Here is a 24,893-nt window from a genome sequence, read left to right on the forward strand (position 1 = left end):
GAGTGAAACCAGAACCTGATTTAATTTAAAGTTGATTCAAAATTTAATAAAGGAAACCATGGCTGAAGATAAAAACAAGCAGGGACAGATAAATATAGAATTAGATGAAAAAGTAGCCGAAGGCACTTATTCTAATCTTGCTATTATAAATCATTCAGTTTCAGAATTTGTAATGGACTTTGTAAGTATCATGCCAGGTACTCCTAAAAGTAAAGTAAAGGCTAGAATTATTTTAACACCTCAACATGCTAAACGATTACTAAAAGCATTAGGTGATAATGTAAAGCGATTTGAAAATGCTCATGGTGAAATTAAAGATTACGAGCAACCGCCAATACCTTTAAATTTTGGACCAACAGGTCAGGCATAAATAAAAGTAATAAGGTAAAGGTTGCTCGAAATAGTTTTTTCAGCAACCGCCTATACCATTAAATTTTGGGCCAACAGGTCAAGCTTAATAAAAAAAGCCTTTGATTAATTTAATCAAAGGTTTTTTTTATGCTGTTAAGCAACTTCTTTGTTGTAGTAAAATTTTAATGCGCCCGAAGGGCATTTTTTAACCTGATTAATGATTTTTTTTGTGGAAGCACCATCAAGGTAGATCCATGGAATTACTGAATTTCTAAAGACATCAGAAAGCTCTTTAGCACAACGTTCAGCATTAATACATACACAGGGTTCGAATGTTACAGTAATATCTTTATTACTGAAAACGTTAGCATTTGTTTCCATAAGTAGCAGATCATTTTTGGGGTTATGATTCTCTATTAAAGTTAGCTACACCATATAGACGATGTAAATAATATTCGATTAAATGTACAAAAAAATCGATAAAAAACAACATTTTTCATAAAAATTAGATGAACTACATCTTTTTTTAATTAAATTCAGAAGTAAAATGAAAGGTAATGCTTGGATATTTCTGTTGTGTCATTTGTAATGAAAATGCCGAATCTGCCAGAAAAACTAATTGATTTTGTTTGTCTTTAGCCAAAAATCGTTGCTTCACTCTCAAAAATTCTTTAAACTCTTCATTTTTAGGGTCATCAGGGTCAACCCAGCACGCTTTGTGTACATTAAGGTTTTCATATGTACACTTAGCACCATATTCATGTTCAAGTCTGTATTGAATCACTTCATATTGTAAAGCACCAACTGTTCCAATAACCTTTCTACCGTTCAGTTCCAAAGTAAATAACTGTGCAACACCTTCATCCATCAACTGATCTATGCCTTTATAAAGTTGTTTTGACTTTAAAGGATCGGCGTTGTTGATATATCTAAAATGTTCGGGAGAAAAACTTGGGATCCCTTTATAGTTTATGGCTTCGCCTTCAGTTAGAGTATCACCAATTTTAAAGTTTCCGGTATCATGTAAACCAACAATATCGCCTGGATAGGAAATGTCAACAATTTCTTTTTTTTCTGCAAAAAAGGCATTTGGACTGGAGAATTTTAATTTTTTACCATGTCTAACATGTAAATAAGGTTTATTTCTTTCAAACTTTCCGGAAACAATTTTAACAAATGCCAATCGATCCCTATGATTAGGATCCATATTAGCGTGAATTTTAAATACAAATCCACTAAAATCCTTTTCGTCTGGATTTACTAGACGTTCTTCACTTCGTTTTGGTCTTGGTTTTGGAGCAATTTCAATAAAACAATCTAGGAGTTCACGAACACCAAAATTGTTTAACGCAGATCCAAAAAATACAGGTTGTAAGTTTCCTTCTAAATAAGCTTGACGGTCAAAACTGGGGTAAATACCTTCTACAAGTTCAATTTCATCTCTTAAGGTTTTAGCGGCTTTGTCACCAATTAATGAATTGAGTTCCGTTGCCTCTAGGTCAGAAATTTCGATGGTTTCTTCTATATTTTTTCTGCTGTCACCGCTGAATAAATTAATATTTCGTTCCCAAATATTATAAATGCCTTTAAAATCGTATCCCATTCCAATAGGGAAGCTTAAAGGAACGACTTGAAGACCTAACTTTTGTTCTATTTCGTCTAATAAATCAAAGGCGTCTTTTCCTTCTCTATCTAGTTTATTGATAAAAACTATCATTGGAATATTTCGCATTCTACAAACTTCAACAAGTTTTTCAGTTTGTTCCTCGACCCCTTTGGCAACATCAATAACAACGATTACACTATCAACAGCAGTGAGAGTCCTAAAGGTGTCTTCAGCAAAATCTTTATGTCCGGGAGTATCAAGAATGTTTATTTTAATGCCATCGTATTCAAAGGCTAAAACCGATGTAGCAACAGAAATTCCACGCTGACGTTCAATCTCCATAAAATCACTAGTGGCTCCTTTCTTTATTTTATTGCTCTTTACTGCTCCAGCTTCTTGAATGGCACCCCCAAAAAGTAATAATTTTTCGGTTAAGGTAGTCTTTCCAGCATCTGGATGCGATATAATACCAAAGGTTCGTCGTCTGTTAATTTCGGAATTAAAATTCATTAATGATTAATTTTCGGCAAAGATAAACTTATTTGCTCCTTTATAAAGCCCACGTCTTAAATATTCATTGACATCACTAAATTATGATTAACATCCATTTAATTACACAAAGAACAATGACCAATTCAGGAAATTTATAATACATAATAAATTGAAACAGAGCTATTAGAATTATGTTCGCCGAAAACGTTTTCGTTAAATTAATCAGGTTTTTTTAATAAATAATTTGAATTATTATAAGTAAAATAGTTTCTTATGGGTATCGCTTAATTTTAATTACTATGCATGCATAATATATTTGATAATTGTTAGGTTAAGTAAATAATAATCGTATATTTGCATTTCAACGTTAAAAAATGATATTTCATCGATTAAAGGTCGAAATTTCTCGATGAGGTTGTCTTAAGTATGGTCATTCTAAACTAAAAAAGACTTTATAAAAAAATAAATTACCCTAAACCGCTATGAAAACCTTTACTCTCCAAAACACTACGCTTATTGTCGTGTTTTGTGTATCCGTTTTATTCACTAAAGTATTCGCTCAAACGCCAGGTCAGATTTATACACCTGCTGCTCCAAGTCCAAATCCAATGGACCCTAATGGAGATGGCTGGACAACACTTACTGGATTACCTTTTACAACTGGAAATGAGTTGCCGCAATTTGAGATACCATTTAAAGAAGTACCACAATTAACAGCAGAGCCTTCTTCAGATCTTCAAACAGGGTCTAGTTGTGCGGCCACAGAAATTGTAAGTGATCCCTCCACAGGATCTGCAGGTGGGTATTATTATATTTCAGATCCAGATGGCACCCCAGATAATGGTGATGAAATCATGGTATTTAGAATGCGTATAGCTAAACAAGCTAATGGAGCATTTGGTTATAGCTTTTTATTTGATACTGATTTAAAGTTTGGCCCTTCTGATCCAAATAGTATTCCTGGAAATCCTGGGTTTGAACGAGAAGTTATTTACGGTAGTGGAAATAATAATGATGTATTGGTTGAAAATGTAGATGGAACCACTTCAGGTATAATTCTAGGTACTTATAATCCTGATTCGAATTCACAACGATCAGACGCTTTAAATAATAATGCAAGTTGTAATACCGATCCCATTTTTATTGATTGGTTTGTGCCCTTGTCTGTTATCGGGATAACTACAAATCAAAACTTTAGAATAGCAGTTGCAACAGCTAGTTCTCCTTCTTCTGCTTTAGGAGGGTCGGCATCCGACATTTTAGGGGTTGATGGTGATATTATTGCAAGTGATGATGATCAGTTTGCAGCTGCCGTTTATGCATCTTCAGACAATGACAATGATGGTGTTACAGATGCCAATGATTTAGATGACGATAACGACGGCATTCTAGATACTGAAGAGTCTCCTGGAGGTGTAGATCCAAGTGCAGATTCTGATGGTGATGGTGTGCCAGATTATTTAGACCCTGACTATGCAGGATTTGTAGATACTAATTCTGATGGTGTTAATGATAATTTTGATACCGATTTAGATGGAATTGCTGATCATATGGATTTAGATGCTGATGGTGATGCCTGTAATGATGTTTTAGAAGCAGGATTTACAGAAAGTGCTACGAAATCTGGAGAACTTTCTGGAACTGGATATGACGCTAATGGGAGGGTTATTGGAAATACAGATGGGTACACAGGAACTAATTCAGATGTAACCAATCCTGCTGTATCTTCAGCATGCGGAGGACTAGATACCGATGGTGATGGTGATCCTGATAGTACTGATCCTGATGATGATAACGATGGTAACCCTGATGGTTCAGACCCTAATCCATTAATTCCAGTTGCTGTTGATGAAAGTGCAACTGCGACCTTGAATATTGCAACTAATATAAATATACTTGCGAATGACGATTTTTTACCGAATTTAAACCCAAGTAATTTAGGTACAACTGTTTTAACAAGAATTGGTGGGAGTGCAGGAGGTACAATAGTTTTAGATGCTTCAACTGGAGAATTAGCTTATACACCATTGGCAACAGAAGCGGGGCAATTGGTGACAGTTATTTACCAAGTCTGCAATTCAGATCCTAATCCTGATGTTTGTGGAACCGCTACTGTAAATATTAGTGTCTCAAATTCTAGTGGTACAGGAACAGACACCGATGGCGATGGGGTAGTTAATGGAGATGATTTAGATGATGATAACGATGGGATATTAGATACGGTTGAATTAAATTGTCAAACAGCGTCTTTAATATGGAATAATCATTATGTTGAAGGAACTACCATTAGGTCAGGAGAGGACCCTGTATTTTCTATAGCCTCGCCACCTTTGTTGTTTAATGGAGTAAGCATTTCTTTGTCTCGAACAACAAACACTAATCCAACACCAGGCGTAGGGGATTGGAGAATAAATAACTTTTTTGCACCCTCAGCTTATACATTTTTACAAGAATCTATAAATGGAGGTCAAACCATTCAAACAATTGAATTTTCAAGATCAGTTACAAATTTAGCGTTTACCATTTATGATATAGATACAGGAGCTAATTTTACCGATCAAGTTCAATTTGTTATTACCTCTGAAGGAAGATCCTATGATTTAGTTCCAGCTGATTACACAGCAGGAGCCAATATCACTTATGATGGAAATAATACATTTACTGGTGCTGGAACTAATGAAAATCTAGTACTAAATTTTTCAGTTCCAATTGAATCTATTGATATATATTATAATCAAGTTAATCCCACACCAGCAAATTTTCAAGGAATAGCAATAGGAGATTTGTCCTTTTGTACACCAGCGGATACTGATAATGATAACATCGCAGATTATTTAGATACTGATTCTGATAATGATGGTTGTTCTGATGCTAATGAAGCCTATGATAGTGCTACAGCAGATGGAGGTGATAATGAGTATTATGGGACAGGTAATCCGCCTACCATAAATGGTGATGGAACTGTTGCTGGAGCAGCATACCCGGGTACTAATACATCGGTAACTACAGTAGATTCAGATATTGATTCAGATGGAGAAGTTGGAGAATGTGATGTAGACGATGATAATGATGGTAATCCAGATACTACAGATCCAAATCCACTAGTGGCTACAACAGCGGCCGATAATTTAACAGTGACCGAAGGGACAAGTAATACGGTTAATGTTTTAACGAACGATGATTTCTTACCAGGGGCAAATACAAGTTTGGTAGATGCCGGGACAGGCACAGCAACAGGTACAGTAAGTTTTGATGCTTCTACCGGAGTAATGACCTATACCCCAGCAGCAGGCGAAGAAGGCACTACAGTAACGGTTGATTACACGGTATGTAATACGGCAGTGTCACCACAGGTATGTGGTACAAATACGGTAAGTATCACTGTAGAAGTAGATACAGACGGCGATGGTATTCCAGATAGTACAGATACTGACGATGATAATGATGGTAATCCAGATACTACAGATCCAAATCCACTAGTGGCTACAACAGCGGCCGATAATTTAACGGTAACTGAAGGGACAAGTAATACGGTTAATGTTTTAACGAACGATGATTTCTTACCAGGGGCAAATACAAGTTTGGTAGATGCCGGGACAGGCACAGCAACAGGTACAGTAAGTTTTGATGCTTCTACTGGCGTGATGACCTATACCCCAGCAGCAGGAGAAGAAGGCACTACAGTAACGGTTGATTACACGGTATGTAATACGGCAGTGACGCCACAGGTATGTGGTACAAATACGGTAAGTATCACTGTAGAAGTAGATACAGACGGCGATGGTATTCCAGATAGTACAGATCCCGATGATGATAATGATGGCAATGGAGATACTACAGATCCTAACAGGTTGGTTCCAACGACTGCTCCGGATGTTTTAGATGTTACCGAAGGGACAAGTAATACGGTTAATGTTTTAACGAACGATGATTTCTTACCAGGGGCAAATACAAGTTTGGTAGATGCAGGGACAGGCACAGCAACAGGTACAGTAAGTTTTGATGCTTCTACCGGAGTGATGATCTATACCCCAGCAGCAGGCGAAGAAGGCACTACAGTAACGGTTGATTATACGGTATGTAATACGGCAGTGACCCCACAGGTATGTAGTACAAATACGGTTTCAATTACTGTGCTTTTAGATACAGATAATGATGGAGTTGCTGATATTTCAGATTTAGATGATGATAATGATGGAGTACCTGACACTTTTGAATCCGGAGGAAATAATCCAAATGCTGATGCAGATAATGATGGCGTACCAGCATATTTAGATGAAGATGACTCAAATAACCTTATTGGTGATGATACTGTAGGGATTGAGCAGCTTTATGATTTTGATAATGATGGTGTTGCCAATCATTTGGATCTAGATGCAGATAACGATGCAATTCCAGACGTGATTGAAGCAGGAAATATTGATGCAAATAATGATGGTTTTGTAGACTCATCTTCTTTTGGAGTGAACGGATTGGCAGATGAATTGGAGACTTCACCTGAAAGTGGTGTATTGGCAACTAATCCAATAAATACGGATGTAACTAGTGATGTAAATCCAGGTTATACATTGTATAATTTCTTGGATGTAGATTCAGATAATGACGCAATATCCGATTTGACAGAGGCATTTTCAAATAATGCTTCTTATAACGATACTGATAATGATGGTCAGGTAGACGGCTTTGTTGATGCCAATAATAACGGTTGGCATGACCCTATGGAAAGTGAAGTGTCATTACCAGAGTTTTTAAATTCAGATGCAGACAGCATCCCAAATTATTTAGATTTAGATTCAGATGGTGATGGATTACCAGATACGTTTGAAGGAAACTTTCAAGTGTCTGATGGTGATAATAATGGTATTGTTGGGACTGGTATTCCTGCAGATTCAGATGGCGATGGCCTAGCAGATACTAACGATCCTGATGCTGCAGGAAATATTCTTGGTGGATTCGGATTTAACAAAGATAGAGATAATGATGGTGTAAATAATACCCTTGACATTGATATAGATAACGATGGGATTATAGATAACATTGAAGGGCAATCAACCTTTACTTATCGAGCACCAACAGGATTAGATACCGACGGTGATGGGATTGATAATGCCTATGATGTTAATAATGGGGGTGTTGGTATTGGTTATACAAATACCGATGGAGGTAGTGCACCAGATTATGCCGATACAAATTCTGATGTTATAAATGGTATTGGAGGGGATGATTTCGATATGGCTGAAAATGCCACTGATAATTCTATTGATGGTCTTTTAGATTTAGATAATGATGGCATTGTTGACCCTGTATTATTTGTTGACAGTGATGGAGATGGCTTACATGATGATTTTGATAATGTCATAACTAATACCTCAGATCCCTTAAATGCAACAAATAATAATCAATTGCCAACAGATCATCCAGACGTTGATCAGGTGGGTGGTGATAGAGATTGGAGAGAAGCTTTTACACAAGATAAAGATCAAGATGGGGTTGTGGATACAGTTGATTATGATTCTGATAATGATGGAATTAGAGACAGTTATGAAGACGATGATTTAGATGGCGACGGAAACCCACGAACCAATCCTACAGATTCTGATGGTGACGGAGAACCTGATTATTTGGATTTAGATTCTGATAATGACGGTATTTCTGATTATACTGAAGCAGGTGGCACTCAAGATGACGATAGTAATGGTATGCCTGGTACAGGGTTGTTGGGCAGTTCAGACGTATATCAAACTTCAGGCAATGAAGGTGTGCCTTTAGCAGTGGGCACTGCTGGCCTTATTCCTTTTGATACTGATGGTGATGGCGGACACGATATTCATGATATCGATTCAGATAATGATGGTATTGCTGATGTGATTGAGGCCGGTGGAATAGATAGTAACGGTAATGGTCAATATGGTAGTGGTTTTACTAATGATGTTGATGCTGATGGAATAATTGACGCCGTCGATAACTTTGATAATAGAGATGGTTCCGCCCTTGGAGGTACACCATTAACTATTGTAGACACAGATAATGATGGTCAGTTTAACCAATTAGATTTAGATTCAGATAATGATACAATTCCTGATAATGTAGAGGGACAATCAACAGTCGATTATATTCCACCTAGTGAATTAGATAGCGATAATGATGGTCTTGATGACAGTTATGATGTTAATAATTCTGGTACTCCTATAGTTGTAGTTAATACTGACGGAACTGATACTCCAGATTATTTAGATTTAGATTCTGATAATGATACCATTTTTGATATTGAGGAAGCCGGAAATGAAACGGCAGATACCAATGCCGATGGGCAAACTGATGGAGTAACAGGAATTAATGGTTTAGACGATAATTATGACGATCTTATTCAAGGGGATACTTTTATAGATGTTAACGGTGCGTTAGATAATTCCCAAGAGGATAACTTTCCAGACACCGATGGCGATGTTTTATTCGGTGGTGATGTTGATTATCGTGATGCAACGTTTAATGATTTTGATGGTGATGGTGTGGCAGATTATTCAGATGCAGATAATGATAATGATGGAATTTTAGATACTGTAGAATCTAACGGGCTTAACCCAATGGCCGATGATGACATGGATGGGATTCCAAATTACCAAGACGCCGATTTTTGTACGTTGAATACCTTTGGAATTTGTGCCAATTTAGATACAGATAATGATGGTATTCCAAATCATTTTGATTTAGATAGTGATGGCGATGGCTGTAATGATGCGAATGAAGCTTATGATGACGCAACTGCTGACGGTGGAGACAATGATTATTACGGAACAGGTAACCCTCCTTCAACCAATCCAGATGGGACAGTAACTTTGGCCAGTTATGCGACCCCTGAAGATACAAATGCGAATACAGTTGCTGATTATTTAGAAGTTGGCCCAGATGCTGATGGCGATTTAATTTCAGATACTTGTGATCTAGACGACGATAATGATGGAGTTCTGGATACAACAGAATTAGCAAATGGAACAGATCCAAATGATGCCTGTGACTACAATGTGGCCGATGTTACCGAACCTGTGACTTCTGGAAATGATTGTGATGGTGATGGTGATAACGATGCTACTGAAATTGGAAACGGAACGGATCCTAAAAATCCATGTGACCCGGCAAGACCTGCAGGCTACACAGGTTATGATGGCACAAATGCGATCTGGCAAGCTGCCGATTGTGATGGTGATGGCGTGACTAATGGCGATGAAGTTACTAATGGCACTGATCCTTATTCGGGAGTAGATACCGATGGAGATGGTATTCCAGATGATTTAGAAACTGTTAATGGAACAGATGAAACAGATCCATGCGATCCTATGCAAGCCCCTACGTATACAGGTTATGATGCAACCAATTTAATTTGGCAAGCTGCCGATTGTGATAGTGATGGTGTCAATAATGGCGATGAAGTTAATAACGGAACAAACCCATATCTGAATACAGATACAGATGGTGACGGTGTGTCAAACGATTTAGAAATCAATAACGGGACAGACCAAAATGATCCTTGTGATCCAGCCCAAGCTGCAGGCTACACTGGTTATGATGGCACAAATGCGATCTGGCAGGCTGCTGATTGTGATGGTGATGGCGTGACTAATGGCGATGAAGCTACTAATGGTACCGATCCTTATGCCGCATCAGGCGATACAGATGGCGATGGTATAGATGATGATAATGAGATCAATAATGGGACAGACCAAAATGATCCTTGTGATCCAGCCCAAGCTGCAGGCTACACTGGTTATGATGGCACAAATGCTATTTGGCAGGCTGCTGATTGTGATGGTGATGGCGTGACTAATGGTGATGAAGCTACAAATGGTACCGATCCTTATGCCGCATCAGGCGATACAGATGGCGATGGTATAGACGATGATATTGAGATTAATAATGGGACAGACCAAAATGATCCTTGTGATCCAGCCCAAGCTGCAGGCTACACTGGTTATGATGGCACAAATGCTATTTGGCAGGCTGCTGATTGTGATGGTGATGGCGTGACTAATGGCGATGAAGCTACTAATGGTACCGATCCTTATGCCGCATCAGGCGATACAGATGGCGATGGTATAGATGATGATAATGAGATCAATAATGGGACAGACCAAAATGATCCTTGTGATCCAGCCCAAGCTGCAGGCTACACAGGTTATGATGGCACAAATGCTATTTGGCAGGCTGCTGATTGTGATGGTGATGGCGTGACTAATGGCGATGAAGCTACAAATGGTACCGATCCTTATGCTGCATCAGGCGATACAGATGGCGATGGTATAGATGATGATAATGAGATCAATAACGGGACAGACCAAAATGATCCTTGTGATCCAGCCCAAGCTGCAGGTTACACAGGTTATGATGGCACAAATGCTATTTGGCAGGCTGCTGATTGTGATGTTGATGGCGTGACTAATGGCGATGAAGCTACAAATGGTACCGATCCTTATGCCGCATCAGGCGATACAGATGGCGATGGTATAGACGATGATAATGAGATCAATAACGGGACAGACCAAAATGATCCTTGTGATCCAGTACAAGCTGCAGGCTACACTGGTTATGATGGCACAAATGCGATCTGGCAGGCTGCTGATTGTGATGGTGATGGTGTGACTAATGGCGATGAAGCTACTAATGGTACCGATCCTTATGCCGCATCAGGCGATACAGATGGCGATGGTATAGATGATGATAATGAGATCAATAATGGGACAGACCAAAATGATCCTTGTGATCCAGCCCAAGCTGCAGGCTACACTGGTTATGATGGCACAAATGCTATTTGGCAGGCTGCTGATTGTGATGGTGATGGCGTGACTAATGGCGATGAAGCTACAAATGGTACCGATCCTTATGATGCACAAAGTGATCAAGATTCAGATGGCGATGGCGTGTTGGATTCTGTAGAAGATATGAATGGCACTGATTCTAATAATCCTTGTAGTTTCAATGCTCAAGATATAACTGAACCAGTAACAGTTGTTTGTAATTTTGATATTTCAGTTTCAAAAGCTGTTAATAATTTAAAACCTAAAGTTGGAGATCAAGTAACCTTTAGCATTGTATTAGTTAATGAAGGCGATGTTGATGCAACTAATATTACTATTGAAGAAATCATTCCAAGTGGTTATGATTATTTAAGCTCAGTGGTTACAATTGGTTCATATTCTGAAATTACCGGGGTGTGGGATGTTCCTCAATTAAATGCTGGTACCTCTCAAATATTAGAAGTAATTGTAGAAGTTCTTGGTTTTGGTGACTATTTAAATACTGCTAGAGTTCTAAATTCAAGTGGAGGAGCTGATATTAATCCACAAAATAATGTGTCTAGCGCAGTTGTTGAACCTATTTGCTTAACGGTTTATAATGAGTTTTCGCCAAATGGTGATGGTGTTAATGATACATTTATTATTGATTGTATTGAGAACTATCCTAGTAATAAATTAGAAGTTTACAACCGTTGGGGTAACCTAGTCTTCGAACAGGCCAATTATCAAAATAATTGGGACGGAACTTCAAATGGCCGTGCTACTATATCAGGGTCGAATCAATTGCCTGTGGGAACGTATTATTATGTGTTAGATATAGGTGATGGTTCTGAACCAATAGTTGATTGGCTATATATTAATAGATAAACATTGATTACATTCAAAAGGAAACAAAAATGACATATAAATTATCAATTATAAAAAATTTGAGCGTTGTATTATTTGCATTCTTTATGCAAACCACTAATGCACAACAAGATCCGCAGTATACACAGTATATGTATAATACCATGGGGGTTAATCCAGGTTATGCTGGGCAAAGAGATACTTTAAGTATCGTTGGTCTATATCGAACACAATGGGTTGGAATCGATGGTGCGCCCAAAACTCAAACATTAGGCGTACATACCCCGTTAAAAAACAAAAAAATTGGGCTTGGATTGTCTATCGTAAATGATAAATTAGGCCCTGCCACCGAGACTTTTTTTAATGGAAATTTTTCATATACCATAAAAGTGAATGATAAGAATACTGAATTATCGTTTGGCATTAACGGTGGATTTCATTTGTTAAATACAGATTGGAGTAAAGGGAGGTACAAAGATCCCGATGTTGCATTTAACGAAAATGTGAATTTATTCTCACCTATAATAGGAGCTGGATTGTATTTGCATTCACAAAAGTGGTATTTAGGTTTGTCAGTCCCAAATTTTGTGACAACAAATCATTATGACGATTTCCAAGAATCCTTGGCAGTTGAACGACTTCATTATTATTTAATTGGTGGGTACGTGTTTGATTTAAGTGAAACCACTAAATTGAAACCAGCATTTCTAGTTAAAGCTGTTTCTGGTGCGCCTTTGATTGCTGATGTATCTGCAAATATTTTATTTAACAATAAGTTGACTTTAGGACTAGCTTACAGATGGGACGATGCTTTAGCTGGGCTCGTAGGGCTTCAAATTAGCAAGGACATTTATATTGGATATGCATACGATTATACCACTACTAATTTAAATAATTACAATAGCGGAACGCACGAAATAATGTTGCGTTTTGAGCCGCAGTTAATCAATAAAGTTTTTTCCCCTAGATTCTTTTAAAAAAAAGCAGTAAAATAATTATTTATAAGGCATCCTTAAAAAGGATGCTTTTATTTTTAAATTTCAGCATGATTTTATAAGAAAGTCAAATAGAATTTGACTAGAAATACGAACGTTAAACCCAAATTCCTTTATCGAACAAAAGAAACCATCCATCTACACTTAATTAGCGCTCAACGATATTCGACTTAATTAATGCCTATTTAGTCCCAAGTTTGTCTTTAATGGTTAATAAATTAATCTTAAAAGACATGCTAAAATCTATAATTTATACAAATTTAACTTTTAAAGTTAGGATAGTTTGTTTTACATTATTCTCATTTTTCAACTTATATTTAGTTTCCGCTCAAACAGTCGATATACCTAAAGGGTCTGTTATAATAGATATGGGGGTGTTTCCTCAAACTATTGATAATGCCTTAAAACCATATGGGTTAGTTTATGAGTTGTTAGATATAAACAAAGTACCTGTACTATGGACTATTAATAAGACCAAAGTGAGAAACGGTGTTGATTTTACCGTTGATGGTCTAGATTTTAGAGGAGGACCATTTGTTATTCATAAAGACTATACTCAAAACCAATCCGTTATAAATAGTTTAGCTAATTGGAATGCCCAAGGCGTAGTTACTTATACAACTTTGAGCGATATTACGGTTGATTTACATAAAGAGCTTACCACATTCCCAAATTGGGTTATGGATTTAGACAACGGGGCTATTGGTATTGAATATATGGTTAATGCAGGAATTCCCAGTACAGCGTATAGACAAGATACGCCATTAAACTTAAATGCCTGTGATGATTTATTTATATTGCCGCATGCCGACCCTACCTGGGCAACGCATGGTATTTTATACGATTGGAACAATTCAAGAGCCAATGGAGGTAATGAAGGATGGTTTTGGGCTGCTTGTCATGCCGTTAGTGTTTTAGAAAGTGTGGTAAATCCATCCGATTCAACTCAAAAACTTAATTTTTTATCAAGTGACCCCGTTCCCGGGTTAATAGACTTCGGAGCTCACGATGATGGTTCTGGAGGGCCTTATACCTATGATAACCCTTCAGATTCGTTTATGCAATATTTAGGTGCTATTGATGCTGCTACCGAAAACGGTTCAGAGCAAGTGTACTTGCCTAGCCCTGGCGGTAGCTGGAGGCCAACTACATCTATATCGGTTTGGGATGAAAATCAAGCCGATTTATTGGCAGGAAATACCCCTGGTAAAGCCGCAAAAGTAGCTTACGGTCATGGTTTTGGAGACCCAGAAAGAGGACAGGTCATGTATGAAGCTGGACACAGCCATAATAAAGGCACCGCCGATGATGTAGCAGCGCAACGTTTAATGCTAAACTTTTCATTTGACGCCCCTGTAGGTAAAACACCTATCATTGTTAATAATATTCCAGTGTCTGGTTCTATTGAAGGTGGCGAATCGATTAGTTTCGATGCTACAGCAAGTTCTCCAATTCCAGGGAATTCAGTTACCTATTTATGGTCCTTTGATGGAGGGGGAGGTTCTTTTGATGATGTAAGCATTCCAAACCCTACATTTTCAACATCACCGGTAACAAATATAGAAAACCTTATCATCACCTTGGTGGTTTCAGATAATTGTGGACGCGAAACTTTTTTATCCTTTCCACTAGCTGTAAACCCGCCACCAGTGGCGCCAGTAGCTAACGATGATAACTTTACAATTTATAATTCAGAATATTTAACCTTTAACGCTTTAGATAATGATACAGATGGTAATAATAACATCGACCCTGCTTCTTTTAATCCAACTTCTGCACTTACAGTGGCAGGAGGAACATTTTCCAGCAACGGTAATGGTAATTTAAATTTTGAACCAACTCCTGGTTATACAGGAACAGCTACTTTAACTTATGAGATTTGCGATACCACAGCACTTTGTGATACCGCAACCATAACAATCAATATTGAAGCGAGTGGTTGTGCGGTTAATGAAAAAATTACAATTTCTCCCGGTTATGCAACTAATGTGATATCTAGTAATTTTAAAAATGGTACCAGAGCATTAGGTGCTCCAGATGGGGACTTTGCTGAGGCCGATGATAATGGCGACGTATTGGTTTTAGATTTTGGAGCCGGAGTATCTCCTCGAGTAGGAAGTACTATTAAATTTTATGTGTTAAGTAAAAATGGCGACCCATTAGATGGCACTGTAAATGCAGATAACCAACTTTTGTTGGCGCCATTTCCAGCATCTACAGAAATAGCGGTTACTACTAGTGCACCGTCAACCAATCCAGATGTAATTGAGTTTACGGTTTTACAAGTTGGCACACGTTATGTAAGAATTGATGGAATTGATAAAAATTTCTCGTTAGCTGCTGTAGAATATGAAGTAGAATCTTGTACACCTTTCATAGCTCCGGTAACTCAAGACGATTTAAGTATTGATAATATTGTAGGTTCAGCGGTTTCTATTTATTTGTTAGATAATGATTCAGATGCTGATGGAACCATAGACAAAGAATCTATAAATGTAATTGTACCAGCAAATGCAACCGAAGTAATTAACGATAGCCATGGGCATGCCATTGGTTTTACAATTCCTTCAGAAGGTAAGTGGTTGGTAGACCAGCAATTAGGTACTGCTACATTCACACCTTTTGCCTTTTTTCTTTCAGATCCAACACCTATACAATATCGTGTAAATGATAATGAGGATAACAGGTCGAATATTTCAACCATCACCATTACTTATAATCCTATGGATACGGATGGCGACGGTATACCGAATGGCTATGATTTGGATGATGATAACGATGGAATTTTAGATTCTAATGAAGGATTTTGTTTTGCACCAGAGCAATCTGGAGTATGGGGAGGAACCGCAACAGATGTGGTTTATAACTATAATAATGGCGTAGTAGTTAAAATTAGTACTACGGCCTCTCCTGGCTTTACGGCAAATGAAACCTTTAATGCTGCAGGAAGTGGTTTTTGGTCTGAAACCTTAGAAGGTGATACATCTTTGGAAGGACAATACCCATGGGGTTCTACCATTACGGTTAATTTTGAAGACCCTTATGGCAACCCGTTAGTTGTAGTAAACCCGATTTTGCATATAGACAGATTGGGTGAATTAGATGCAGGAAGTGGTGAACAATACTCTGCTGAAGTAACTTTACTTGGTGGTGCAACATGGACACGTCTAGAAGGAACAGATGATTTCCAAGTGACCTCCACTACGGTAAAAGATTCTGGCGCAGGCACAATTGCCGACCCTTTGTATACTTCAGAAAGTACCTCGAATGATATTGATGGAGCTGCAGCTGGTTCTTTACAAATTAAGGGAAGAATTTCTTCTTTCCAATTACAAATAGCACAAGCTGGTAATTTTGGAGCTTCCGATATTATGGAAATGATACTATTCGCTTGTAATTATGTCGATTCAGATGCCGATGGCATCCACGACCATATGGACCCTGATAGTGATAATGACGGTTGTTCTGATGCTGATGAAGCCTATTATGGTTTAGTAACTGATGCCGATGGCGATAATAATGGGTTTTATGGAACGGGTACACCAACGGTAGACTCTCGCGGTCTTGTTGTTGGAGCGGGTTATAACGGAACAAATAATGTATTTACAGACGCAGTAAAAAACGCTTGTGTAGATACCGATGCCGATGGTGTTGCAGATATTAGTGATTTAGATAACGATAACGACGGTATTTTAGATGAAGATGAAATACGAACAGTAGCCAATTTTCAACCCTCTTGTGCCGGAACCGTTTTAAGCTTTTTAAATTATACAGAAGAGTCGGGTGATGGTGATGTTAATACCTTTTTAGAAAACGAAGTTTTTAGATTTAACGACGTTGCTGTTGGTTATGATGCATTAGTAACAATTGTGAGAACTTACCACGGTGCTATTGTTGCTTTAGATGATAATGCTACCGACCCAAACTCTTTTAAGCCCATAACAAGGTTTTCTATCCCTCATGTTGGGCACGAAGCTTTTGTAGAATATAATATAGATTTTGTTCAAGCAGATACAAGTACCCCTGCAGGAATAGCCGAATTTTTTGTGAACTTTAATGATATCGATGGCGACGGAACAGGCGAATTTTCAGAAATCAATGCAACAACATTCCCAGTTAGCTATACCTTAAATGACCCAACAAGCTTAACAATGAAAAATGAAGATTTGTTGTATGCTACAGGGCAAGCACCTGCATTTGCGGGGTCTAGCAGTAGTTTTCCAGAATCTAACTTTTCAGCAAGATATACCAATAGAAGCTCACTTACCATTAGGTTAGGTGGGGTAGCCTTCAGTATGAATGCTACATCTGAAGGACGATTACATAATGTAGAGTTCAATTGTGTTGATAATTACGTAAACCCAACAACCGTAATTACCGATGCCGATGGTGACGGAATTCCAAATAAACTGGATACAGATAGTGATGGAGACGGTTGTGTAGATGCCCTGGAAGGCAATGGAGGCTTTACATTAGCCCAAGTAGCTGGCGATGGTAGTTTAGGTAATAACGTTGATACCGATGGTGTGCCTACCGTAGCAAATGGTGGTCAAGCCAATATTAGTGCCTACGATGCAGCTATTACTGGCGACCAATGTGATGATGATGCCGATGGTGTTATTAACTTAAACGACATTTGTAATGGCTTTGATGATTCCGCTGATGTAGATGCCGATGGCGTACCAGATGGTTGTGACTTGGATGATGACAACGATGGAATTTTAGACAGTGTAGAATGCCCAGGGCAATTATATTACAATGATTCATTTGAAGACCCTGTAATTCAAGTTTTAGGAGTTGATACCGTTGGTGGAAGGCCAGATGCTGATAATGATGGCGAAGTAGATGCCTTATTGGCTCAAAATAGTATAGAAGGTTGGACAGTAACCGACGCCAATAGCTTTGATATTGTATTTGATATTTTTAATGCTTCGGAAGGCATACAAAGTTTAGACTTATACGGAACTCCAAATGCTACCGGTATTCAAAAAACCTATTTAGGATTTACGGAAGGTGTACCAGTTAATTTTTCTTTAGATTATAGTTCGGTAGAAAGTTTGTTCGAGGCTGAAGTTTCAGTTGATTACGGTACAGGGCCCATTTTACTCACTACTTTACAACCTAATAATATAGCGGCTGTTGATAGTCCAGGGGTTGTAGGGGCAAGAGCATCTTCTATTGTTTGGAATAATTATTCAACAACATTAACACCAACAGCAACAGGTTCTGTTAAAATAATAATTCAGTCTACAAGTTTAGGTGTGGGGCAAACAGGTGTGTTAATTGATAATGTTATTTTATCACAGCCATCTTGTTCAGATTATGATAATGATACCATTCCAGATTATTTAGATATAGATAGCGATAATGATGGATGTAATGATGCTATTGAAGCTGGACATATCGATGCCAATAACGACGGAGAAGTAGATGGTACAGGTTACGATACCGATGGAAAAGTAGCTGGTGCCGCAACAGCCTATACAGGTTTAACGCCTGCTGTTACTAAAGCCGTAGAAACAACGGTAGCGCCACCAGTGGCCGATGAAACCGTTGAGGCAGGAGATAATGCTACCTTTACAGTTTCGGCAACAGCCATGGAAGCTTCAAGTTTCACGGCTGGAACTCCTAATTATGATATAAATGCTGATGCTGGATTATCATACCAATGGTTTGAAAACGATGTGTTAATGCCAGGTGAAACAGCTTCAACCTTAACGCTTACGGCAGTTACTGTTCCTATGGATGGTAATATTTATAAAGTGCAAATAACACATACGGGAAATGCATGTTCAGTTGAAGATGAAGGGGTGTTATATGTACAAGACCCAAGTATCGAAGCGGTTAAAACAGTCGTATTAACAGACGATGGTAATGGTATAGATGGCGCTAACGATGTACTTACCTATACCATCAGTGTCACCAATACAGGTAATACAGAACTTACCAATGTAGGTATTGTAGATACCTTATTAGATGCTGATGCTACACCTTTAACTTTAACAAGTGGTCCAACATTTGTAGGGCCTTCTAGTTTGGGTAGTACCGAAGGAACTTTGTTGGTTAATGAAACAGCAACCTACACAGCTTCTTATACGTTAACGCAAAACGACGCCAATGTTGGTGGTGTAACCAACAGTGTTACGGCCAGCGGTGATACCTCTATAGCAATAACAGTTACCGATGTTAGTGATGATGGTGATGATACCGATGGTAATCTTTTAGATGATGCCACAGAAACCATAATTACAGCAATACCAAGCTTAACGGTAACAAAAACCATTACAACATCGGGGGCTCAATTAAATGATATTATTGCCTATGATATTTTAGTGGCTAATACGGGTAACGTAACAATTTCAAATATAGATGTTACCGATGCAAATGCAGATATAGGAAGCATTACAGGAAGTCCAATAGCAAGCTTAGAGCCTGGAACAACGGTTACGGTTACAGCGCAACAAACAATCACACAGACCGATTTAAATGCGAAATTTATAGAAAATAGTGCCTCTGTTTTAGGGGATAGCCCAAATGGAACCGACGATGTAAGTGATGTAAGTGATACAAATATTGATGGAAATGGTAACGCCATTCCTAATAATGAAACCATAGAATCACCTAATGGCAATGGAACAACAGATGCCGACCCAACTAACGACCCAACAGTTACTTATTTTAATGGCGTGCCTTTGGCTCAAGATGATGCTATCACGGTAAACGAAGATAGCGGCCTTACAGTTGTTAATGTTTTACTGGATAACGGTAGTGGTATTGATAGTTTTGGTGTTGATGGCCCAAGTAACGGGGCAATTACAGCGGCAACAGCCACTAGTGCAAATGGCGGTGCCGTGTCAGTAAATGATAATGGCACACCCACAGACCCTACAGATGATACCATATCGTACACACCAGCAGCAAATTTTAATGGAACCGATACTTTTGATTATACAATTACTGATGCCAATGGAGATACATCTTCGGCAACAGTAACCATAACGGTAAACCCAGTTAACGATGCACCAATAGCGGCCAACGATTTATCAACAACCAGTACAAGTGTACCAGTAACCATAGCAGTGTTAACTAATGATACCGATGTAGATGGTGATGCTTTAACCATTTCTAGTATTACAACACCACCAACAGATGGTACTGCTGTTATAAATGGAGATGGTACCATAACTTATACCTCAAACGCATCTTTAGTTGCAGGGAGCGATTCTTTTCAATATGAAGTGTGTGATGGTTCTGGTTTGTGTGATATTGCACAGGTTACCGTAACTGTTCCTAAAACATTTTTTCCACCTACGGCAAACGCAGATTCTAGAAGTTTTCCAGAAGATACAACTTTAACTATCAATGCGGCTAACGGTCTTTTAAGCAATGATACCGACCCGAATACGGATGAAACTTTAACCTTAACTCAATTTGTGGTAAATTCTACTACTTATGCACCAGGAGCAACGGTTAATTTAACCGAGGGAGATTTAACTATTAATGGAGACGGAAGCTACGTGTTTGTAGCGGCACCAGATTATTTCGGAGCGGTTCCTCAAGTGGTTTATACCATTTCAGATGGTAATGCAGGAACATCTTCAAGTACTTTGGATTTGTGGGTGATATCAGAAAATGATTTGCCAATTGCCCAAGATGATGCGGCAACGGTTAATGAAGATAGTGGTGCAACCATAATTAATGTACTTGCGGATAATGGAAATGGAGCCGATAGTTTTGGTGGTGATGGCCCAAATACAGGAGCTATTACCTTACCAAGTCCTGTTTCTTCAAACGGAGGTACGTTAACGGTAAATAATAATGGAACACCAAACAATCCTACAGATGATACAGTAAGTTATACACCAGCATTAGATTTTAATGGAGTTGATACCTTTACATATACCATTACCGATGCCAATGGAGATACTTCTACAGCAACGGTAACGGTAACGGTAAACCCTGTTAACGATGTGCCTTTAGCACAAAATGATACTGTAACGCTAAATGAAGATAGTGGAGCAACCATTATTAATGTATTGGCAGATAACGGGAATGGCGCCGATAGTTTTGGAGGTGATGGCCCGAATAATGGAGCCATTACACTGCCAAGTGCAACATCGACTGAAGGAGGTTCTTTATCAGTAAATGATAATGGAACACCAACGGACCCAACCGATGATACAGTAAGTTATACACCAGAATTAGACTTTAATGGTATAGATACCTTTACATATACCATTACCGATGCAAATAATGACACATCAACGGCAACAGTAACCGTAAATGTTACCGCTGTAAACGATTTGCCAACAGCCCAAGATGATGCTGCAACAGTAGATGAAGATAGCAGTGCAACTGTAATTAACGTATTAGCAGATAACGGAAATGGGGTAGATAGTTTTGGTGGTGATGGCCCGGGTAATGGAGCTATTACATTGCCAAGCGCAACATCAGTTGAAGGTGGTTCACTATCAGTAAATGATAATGGAACCCCAACTAATCCAACTGATGATACGGTTAGTTATACACCATTACAAGACTTTAACGGTACGGATACATTCACTTATACCATTACCGATGCAAATAATGATACATCAACGGCTACAGTAACCGTAACTGTAAACGCTGTTAACGATTTGCCAACAGCTGTAGATGATGCTGCAACAGTAGATGAAGATAGTAGTGCAACTGTAATTAATGTGTTAGCGGATAACGGAAACGGAGTTGATAGTTTTGGTGGCGATGGCCCGAATAATGGAACTATTACATTGCCAAGTGCAACATCAGTTGAAGGTGGTTCTTTATCAGTAAATGATAATGGCACTCCAACCAATCCAACCGATGATACGGTAAGTTATACACCAGCGTTAGATTTTAATGGTGTTGATACTTTTACGTATACCATTACCGATTCAAACAACGATACATCAACAGCTACAGTAACCGTAACAGTAAATCCTGTTAACGATTTACCATCGGCACTAAATGATACGGTAGCTGTTTTAGAAGATAGCGGAGCAAATAGTATAGATGTTTTAGCAGATAATGGAAACGGCGCCGATAGTTTTGGTGGTGATGGTCCAAATAGTGGAGCTATAACGTTGCCAAGTGCTACTACTGCAAGAGGAGCTACAGTAACGGTAAACGATAATGGAACACCAACTAATCCAACAGACGATACGGTTATTTATACTCCATTACCAGATTTTAATGGTGTTGATACTTTTACATACACCATTACCGATGCAAATAATGATACATCAACAGCAACGGTAACCGTAAATGTTACTTCTGTAAATGATTTACCAATAGCAGTTGATGATTCCGTAACCATTAATGAAGATAGTGGTACTACCATTATTAATGTATTGGCAGATAACGGAAATGGTGTTGATAGTTTTGGTGGTGATGGCCCAAATAATGGAGCGATAACCTTACCAAGCACAACATCTGCCAACGGAGGTACAGTAGCAGTAAACAATAATGGAACACCAATCGACCCAACCGATGATACTTTAAGTTACACTCCTGCCTTAAACTATTCTGGCATTGATACGTTTACTTATACAATTACGGATGTAAATGGCGATAAATCAACAGCAACGGTAACAGTAAATATTGTTAGTTTGAACGATGCCCCAGTAGCTGTTGATGATGCCTATACTACAGATGAAGACACCTCTGTACAGTTATTACCATTAACAGGTGATACCGATGCCGATGGTGATACTTTAAGCATCGTATCGATTAACGGAACGAACTTAACTCCAGGAACAGCACAGTCCATTCCTGTAACCAACGGAACCGTAGCTATTGATATTGCAGGCGTGATTACCTTCACTCCAGCAGCGAATTATACAGGATTGGTAAGCTTCCCATATGTGATTACCGACGGAACGGACACCGCTACAGCGAATGAAAACATCACGGTAAACGGAGCAAACGACGCCCCAGTAGCGGTCGATGATGCCTATACTACAGATGAAGACACCTCTGTACAGTTATTACCATTAACAGGTGATACCGATGCCGATGGTGATACTTTAAGTATCGTATCGATTAACGGAACGGCTTTAACACCAGGCACAGCACAGTCCATTCCTGTAACCAACGGAACGGTAGCTATTGATGCCGCAGGCGTGATTACCTTCATCCCAGCAGCGAACTATAATGGAGCGGTAAGTTTTCCATATGTGATTACCGATGGAACAGATACTGCAACAGCGAATGAAAACATCACGGTAAATACAGTTAATGACGCCCCAGTAGCGGTTGATGATGCCTATACCACAGATGAAGATACCTCTGTTCAGTTATTGCCATTAACAGCAGATATAGATGCAGACGGCGATACTATAAGTATAGTTTCTATCAACGGAACGACCTTAACACCAGGCACAGCCCAAAGTATCGCAGTAACTAACGGAACGGTAGCTATTGATGTTGCAGGCGTGATTACCTTCACCCCAGATGCGAATTACAACGGCGCGGTAAGCTTCCCATATGTGATTACAGATGGAACGGCCACGGCCACGGCCAATGAAAACATTACGGTAACCCCGGTAAATGATGCTCCAGTGGCGGTGGATGATTTATCAACTACCAATCCAGGTGTAGCAGTAACAATACCCGTTTTAACCAACGATACAGATATTGAAAATGATGTTTTAACAGTGTCAAACATTGTAACATCTCCTGTAAACGGTACCGTAGTAATTAATGGAGATAACACAATAACCTACACTCCAAATCCAGGATTCGAATTTGGAACTGATACTTTTGAGTATGAAGTATGTGATGGATCGGGTCTATGTGATATAGCATTAGTAACGGTAGAAGTTCCAAAAAGCTTCCTGCCACCAACGGCCAATCCAGATACCAACAGTACGGCAGAAGAAGTAACTTTAACGGTAACGGCAGGTTCAGGATTATTGAGCAACGATACGGATCCAAATTCTGATGAAACATTGGTTGTTACAACCTTTGAAGTAGGAGGTACTACATATTCAGTAGGAACCACGGTTAATTTAACAGAAGGGGATATTACGATCAATAACGATGGTAGCTATGGGTTTGTACCTGCATTGAACTATACAGGTTCAGTCCCTCAGATCACCTATACGATAAGTGACGGTAACGGCGGCACAAGTAGCAGCACATTGGATATTACGGTAACCCCGGTAAACGACGCCCCAGTAGCGGTCGATGATGCCTATACTACAGATGAAGACACCTCTGTACAGTTATTACCATTAACAGCTGATACGGATGCCGACGGTGATACCTTAAGTATAGTTTCTATCAACGGAACGACCTTAACACCAGGCACAGCCCAAAGTATCGCAGTGACCAATGGAACGGTAGCTATTGATGCCGCAGGCGTGATTACCTTCACCCCAGCAACGAACTATAACGGCACGGTAAGCTTCCCATATGTGATTACGGACGGAACGGATACAGCTACGGCCAATGAAAACATCACGGTAAATGCAGTTAATGACGCCCCAGTAGCGGTCGATGATGCTTATACCACAGATGAAGACACCTCTGTTCAGTTATTACCATTAACAGGTGATACCGATGCCGATGGTGATACTTTAAGCATCGTATCGATTAATGGAACGGCCTTAACACCAGGCACAGCCCAAAGTATCGCAGTGACCAACGGAACCGTAGATATTGATATTGCAGGCGTGATTACCTTCACTCCAGCAGCGAATTATACAGGATTGGTAAGCTTCCCATATGTGATTACCGATGGAACGGATACAGCCACAGCGAATGAAAACATCACGGTAAATGCGGTAAACGATG

At 39.0% G+C, this 24,893-nt stretch carries 6 protein-coding genes; 4 read left to right on the forward strand and 2 right to left on the reverse strand.

Annotated elements, in window-relative coordinates; all coding sequences use genetic code 11:
• Positions 1–58: 58 nt before the first annotated feature.
• Positions 59–370: a DUF3467 domain-containing protein gene (locus tag ACFO5O_RS04495; protein WP_119029556.1), complete on the forward strand. Its 312-nt coding sequence runs from the start codon at positions 59–61 to the stop codon at positions 368–370.
• 134 nt (positions 371–504) lie between these two features.
• Here the strand turns inward: ACFO5O_RS04495 and ACFO5O_RS04500 are convergent, their stop codons facing one another.
• Positions 505–732 carry a (4Fe-4S)-binding protein gene (locus ACFO5O_RS04500; protein WP_387961336.1) on the reverse strand — a complete coding sequence of 76 codons (228 nt, stop codon included), beginning with the start codon at positions 730–732 and terminating at the stop codon, positions 505–507.
• Between the two features lie 145 nt (positions 733–877).
• A complete protein-coding gene (locus tag ACFO5O_RS04505) occupies positions 878–2,467 on the reverse strand; it encodes a peptide chain release factor 3 (protein WP_387961338.1) in 1,590 nt (529 codons plus the stop codon).
• A 464-nt stretch (positions 2,468–2,931) separates the two neighbouring features.
• Here ACFO5O_RS04505 and ACFO5O_RS04510 point away from each other — a divergent pair, with 464 nt between their 5' ends.
• From ACFO5O_RS04510 to ACFO5O_RS04520, 3 genes are all read left to right on the forward strand, one after another.
• Positions 2,932–12,105: a T9SS type B sorting domain-containing protein gene (locus tag ACFO5O_RS04510; protein WP_387961340.1), complete on the forward strand. Its 9,174-nt coding sequence runs from the start codon at positions 2,932–2,934 to the stop codon at positions 12,103–12,105.
• A 29-nt stretch (positions 12,106–12,134) separates the two neighbouring features.
• A complete protein-coding gene (locus ACFO5O_RS04515; RefSeq protein ID WP_387961342.1) occupies positions 12,135–13,061 on the forward strand; it encodes a PorP/SprF family type IX secretion system membrane protein in 927 nt (308 codons plus the stop codon).
• Between the two features lie 251 nt (positions 13,062–13,312).
• Positions 13,313–24,893: Ig-like domain-containing protein (locus tag ACFO5O_RS04520; RefSeq protein WP_387961344.1), on the forward strand; the 11,581-nt coding region annotated here is incomplete at its 3' end.

Source organism: Geojedonia litorea (genome assembly GCF_042654525.1).
GTDB classification, from domain to species: Bacteria; Bacteroidota; Bacteroidia; order Flavobacteriales; family Flavobacteriaceae; genus Geojedonia; species Geojedonia litorea.

Bases quoted from the DNA above. Each gene is read 5' to 3' on its own strand.
- ACFO5O_RS04495 (WP_119029556.1), top strand. From the start codon at position 59: ATGGCTGAAGATAAAAACAAGCAGGGACAGATAAATATAGAATTAGAT.
- ACFO5O_RS04510 (WP_387961340.1), top strand. From the start codon at position 2,932: ATGAAAACCTTTACTCTCCAAAACACTACGCTTATTGTCGTGTTTTGT.
- ACFO5O_RS04500 (WP_387961336.1), bottom strand. From the start codon at position 732: ATGGAAACAAATGCTAACGTTTTCAGTAATAAAGATATTACTGTAACA.
- ACFO5O_RS04515 (WP_387961342.1), top strand. From the start codon at position 12,135: ATGACATATAAATTATCAATTATAAAAAATTTGAGCGTTGTATTATTT.
- ACFO5O_RS04505 (WP_387961338.1), bottom strand. From the start codon at position 2,467: ATGAATTTTAATTCCGAAATTAACAGACGACGAACCTTTGGTATTATA.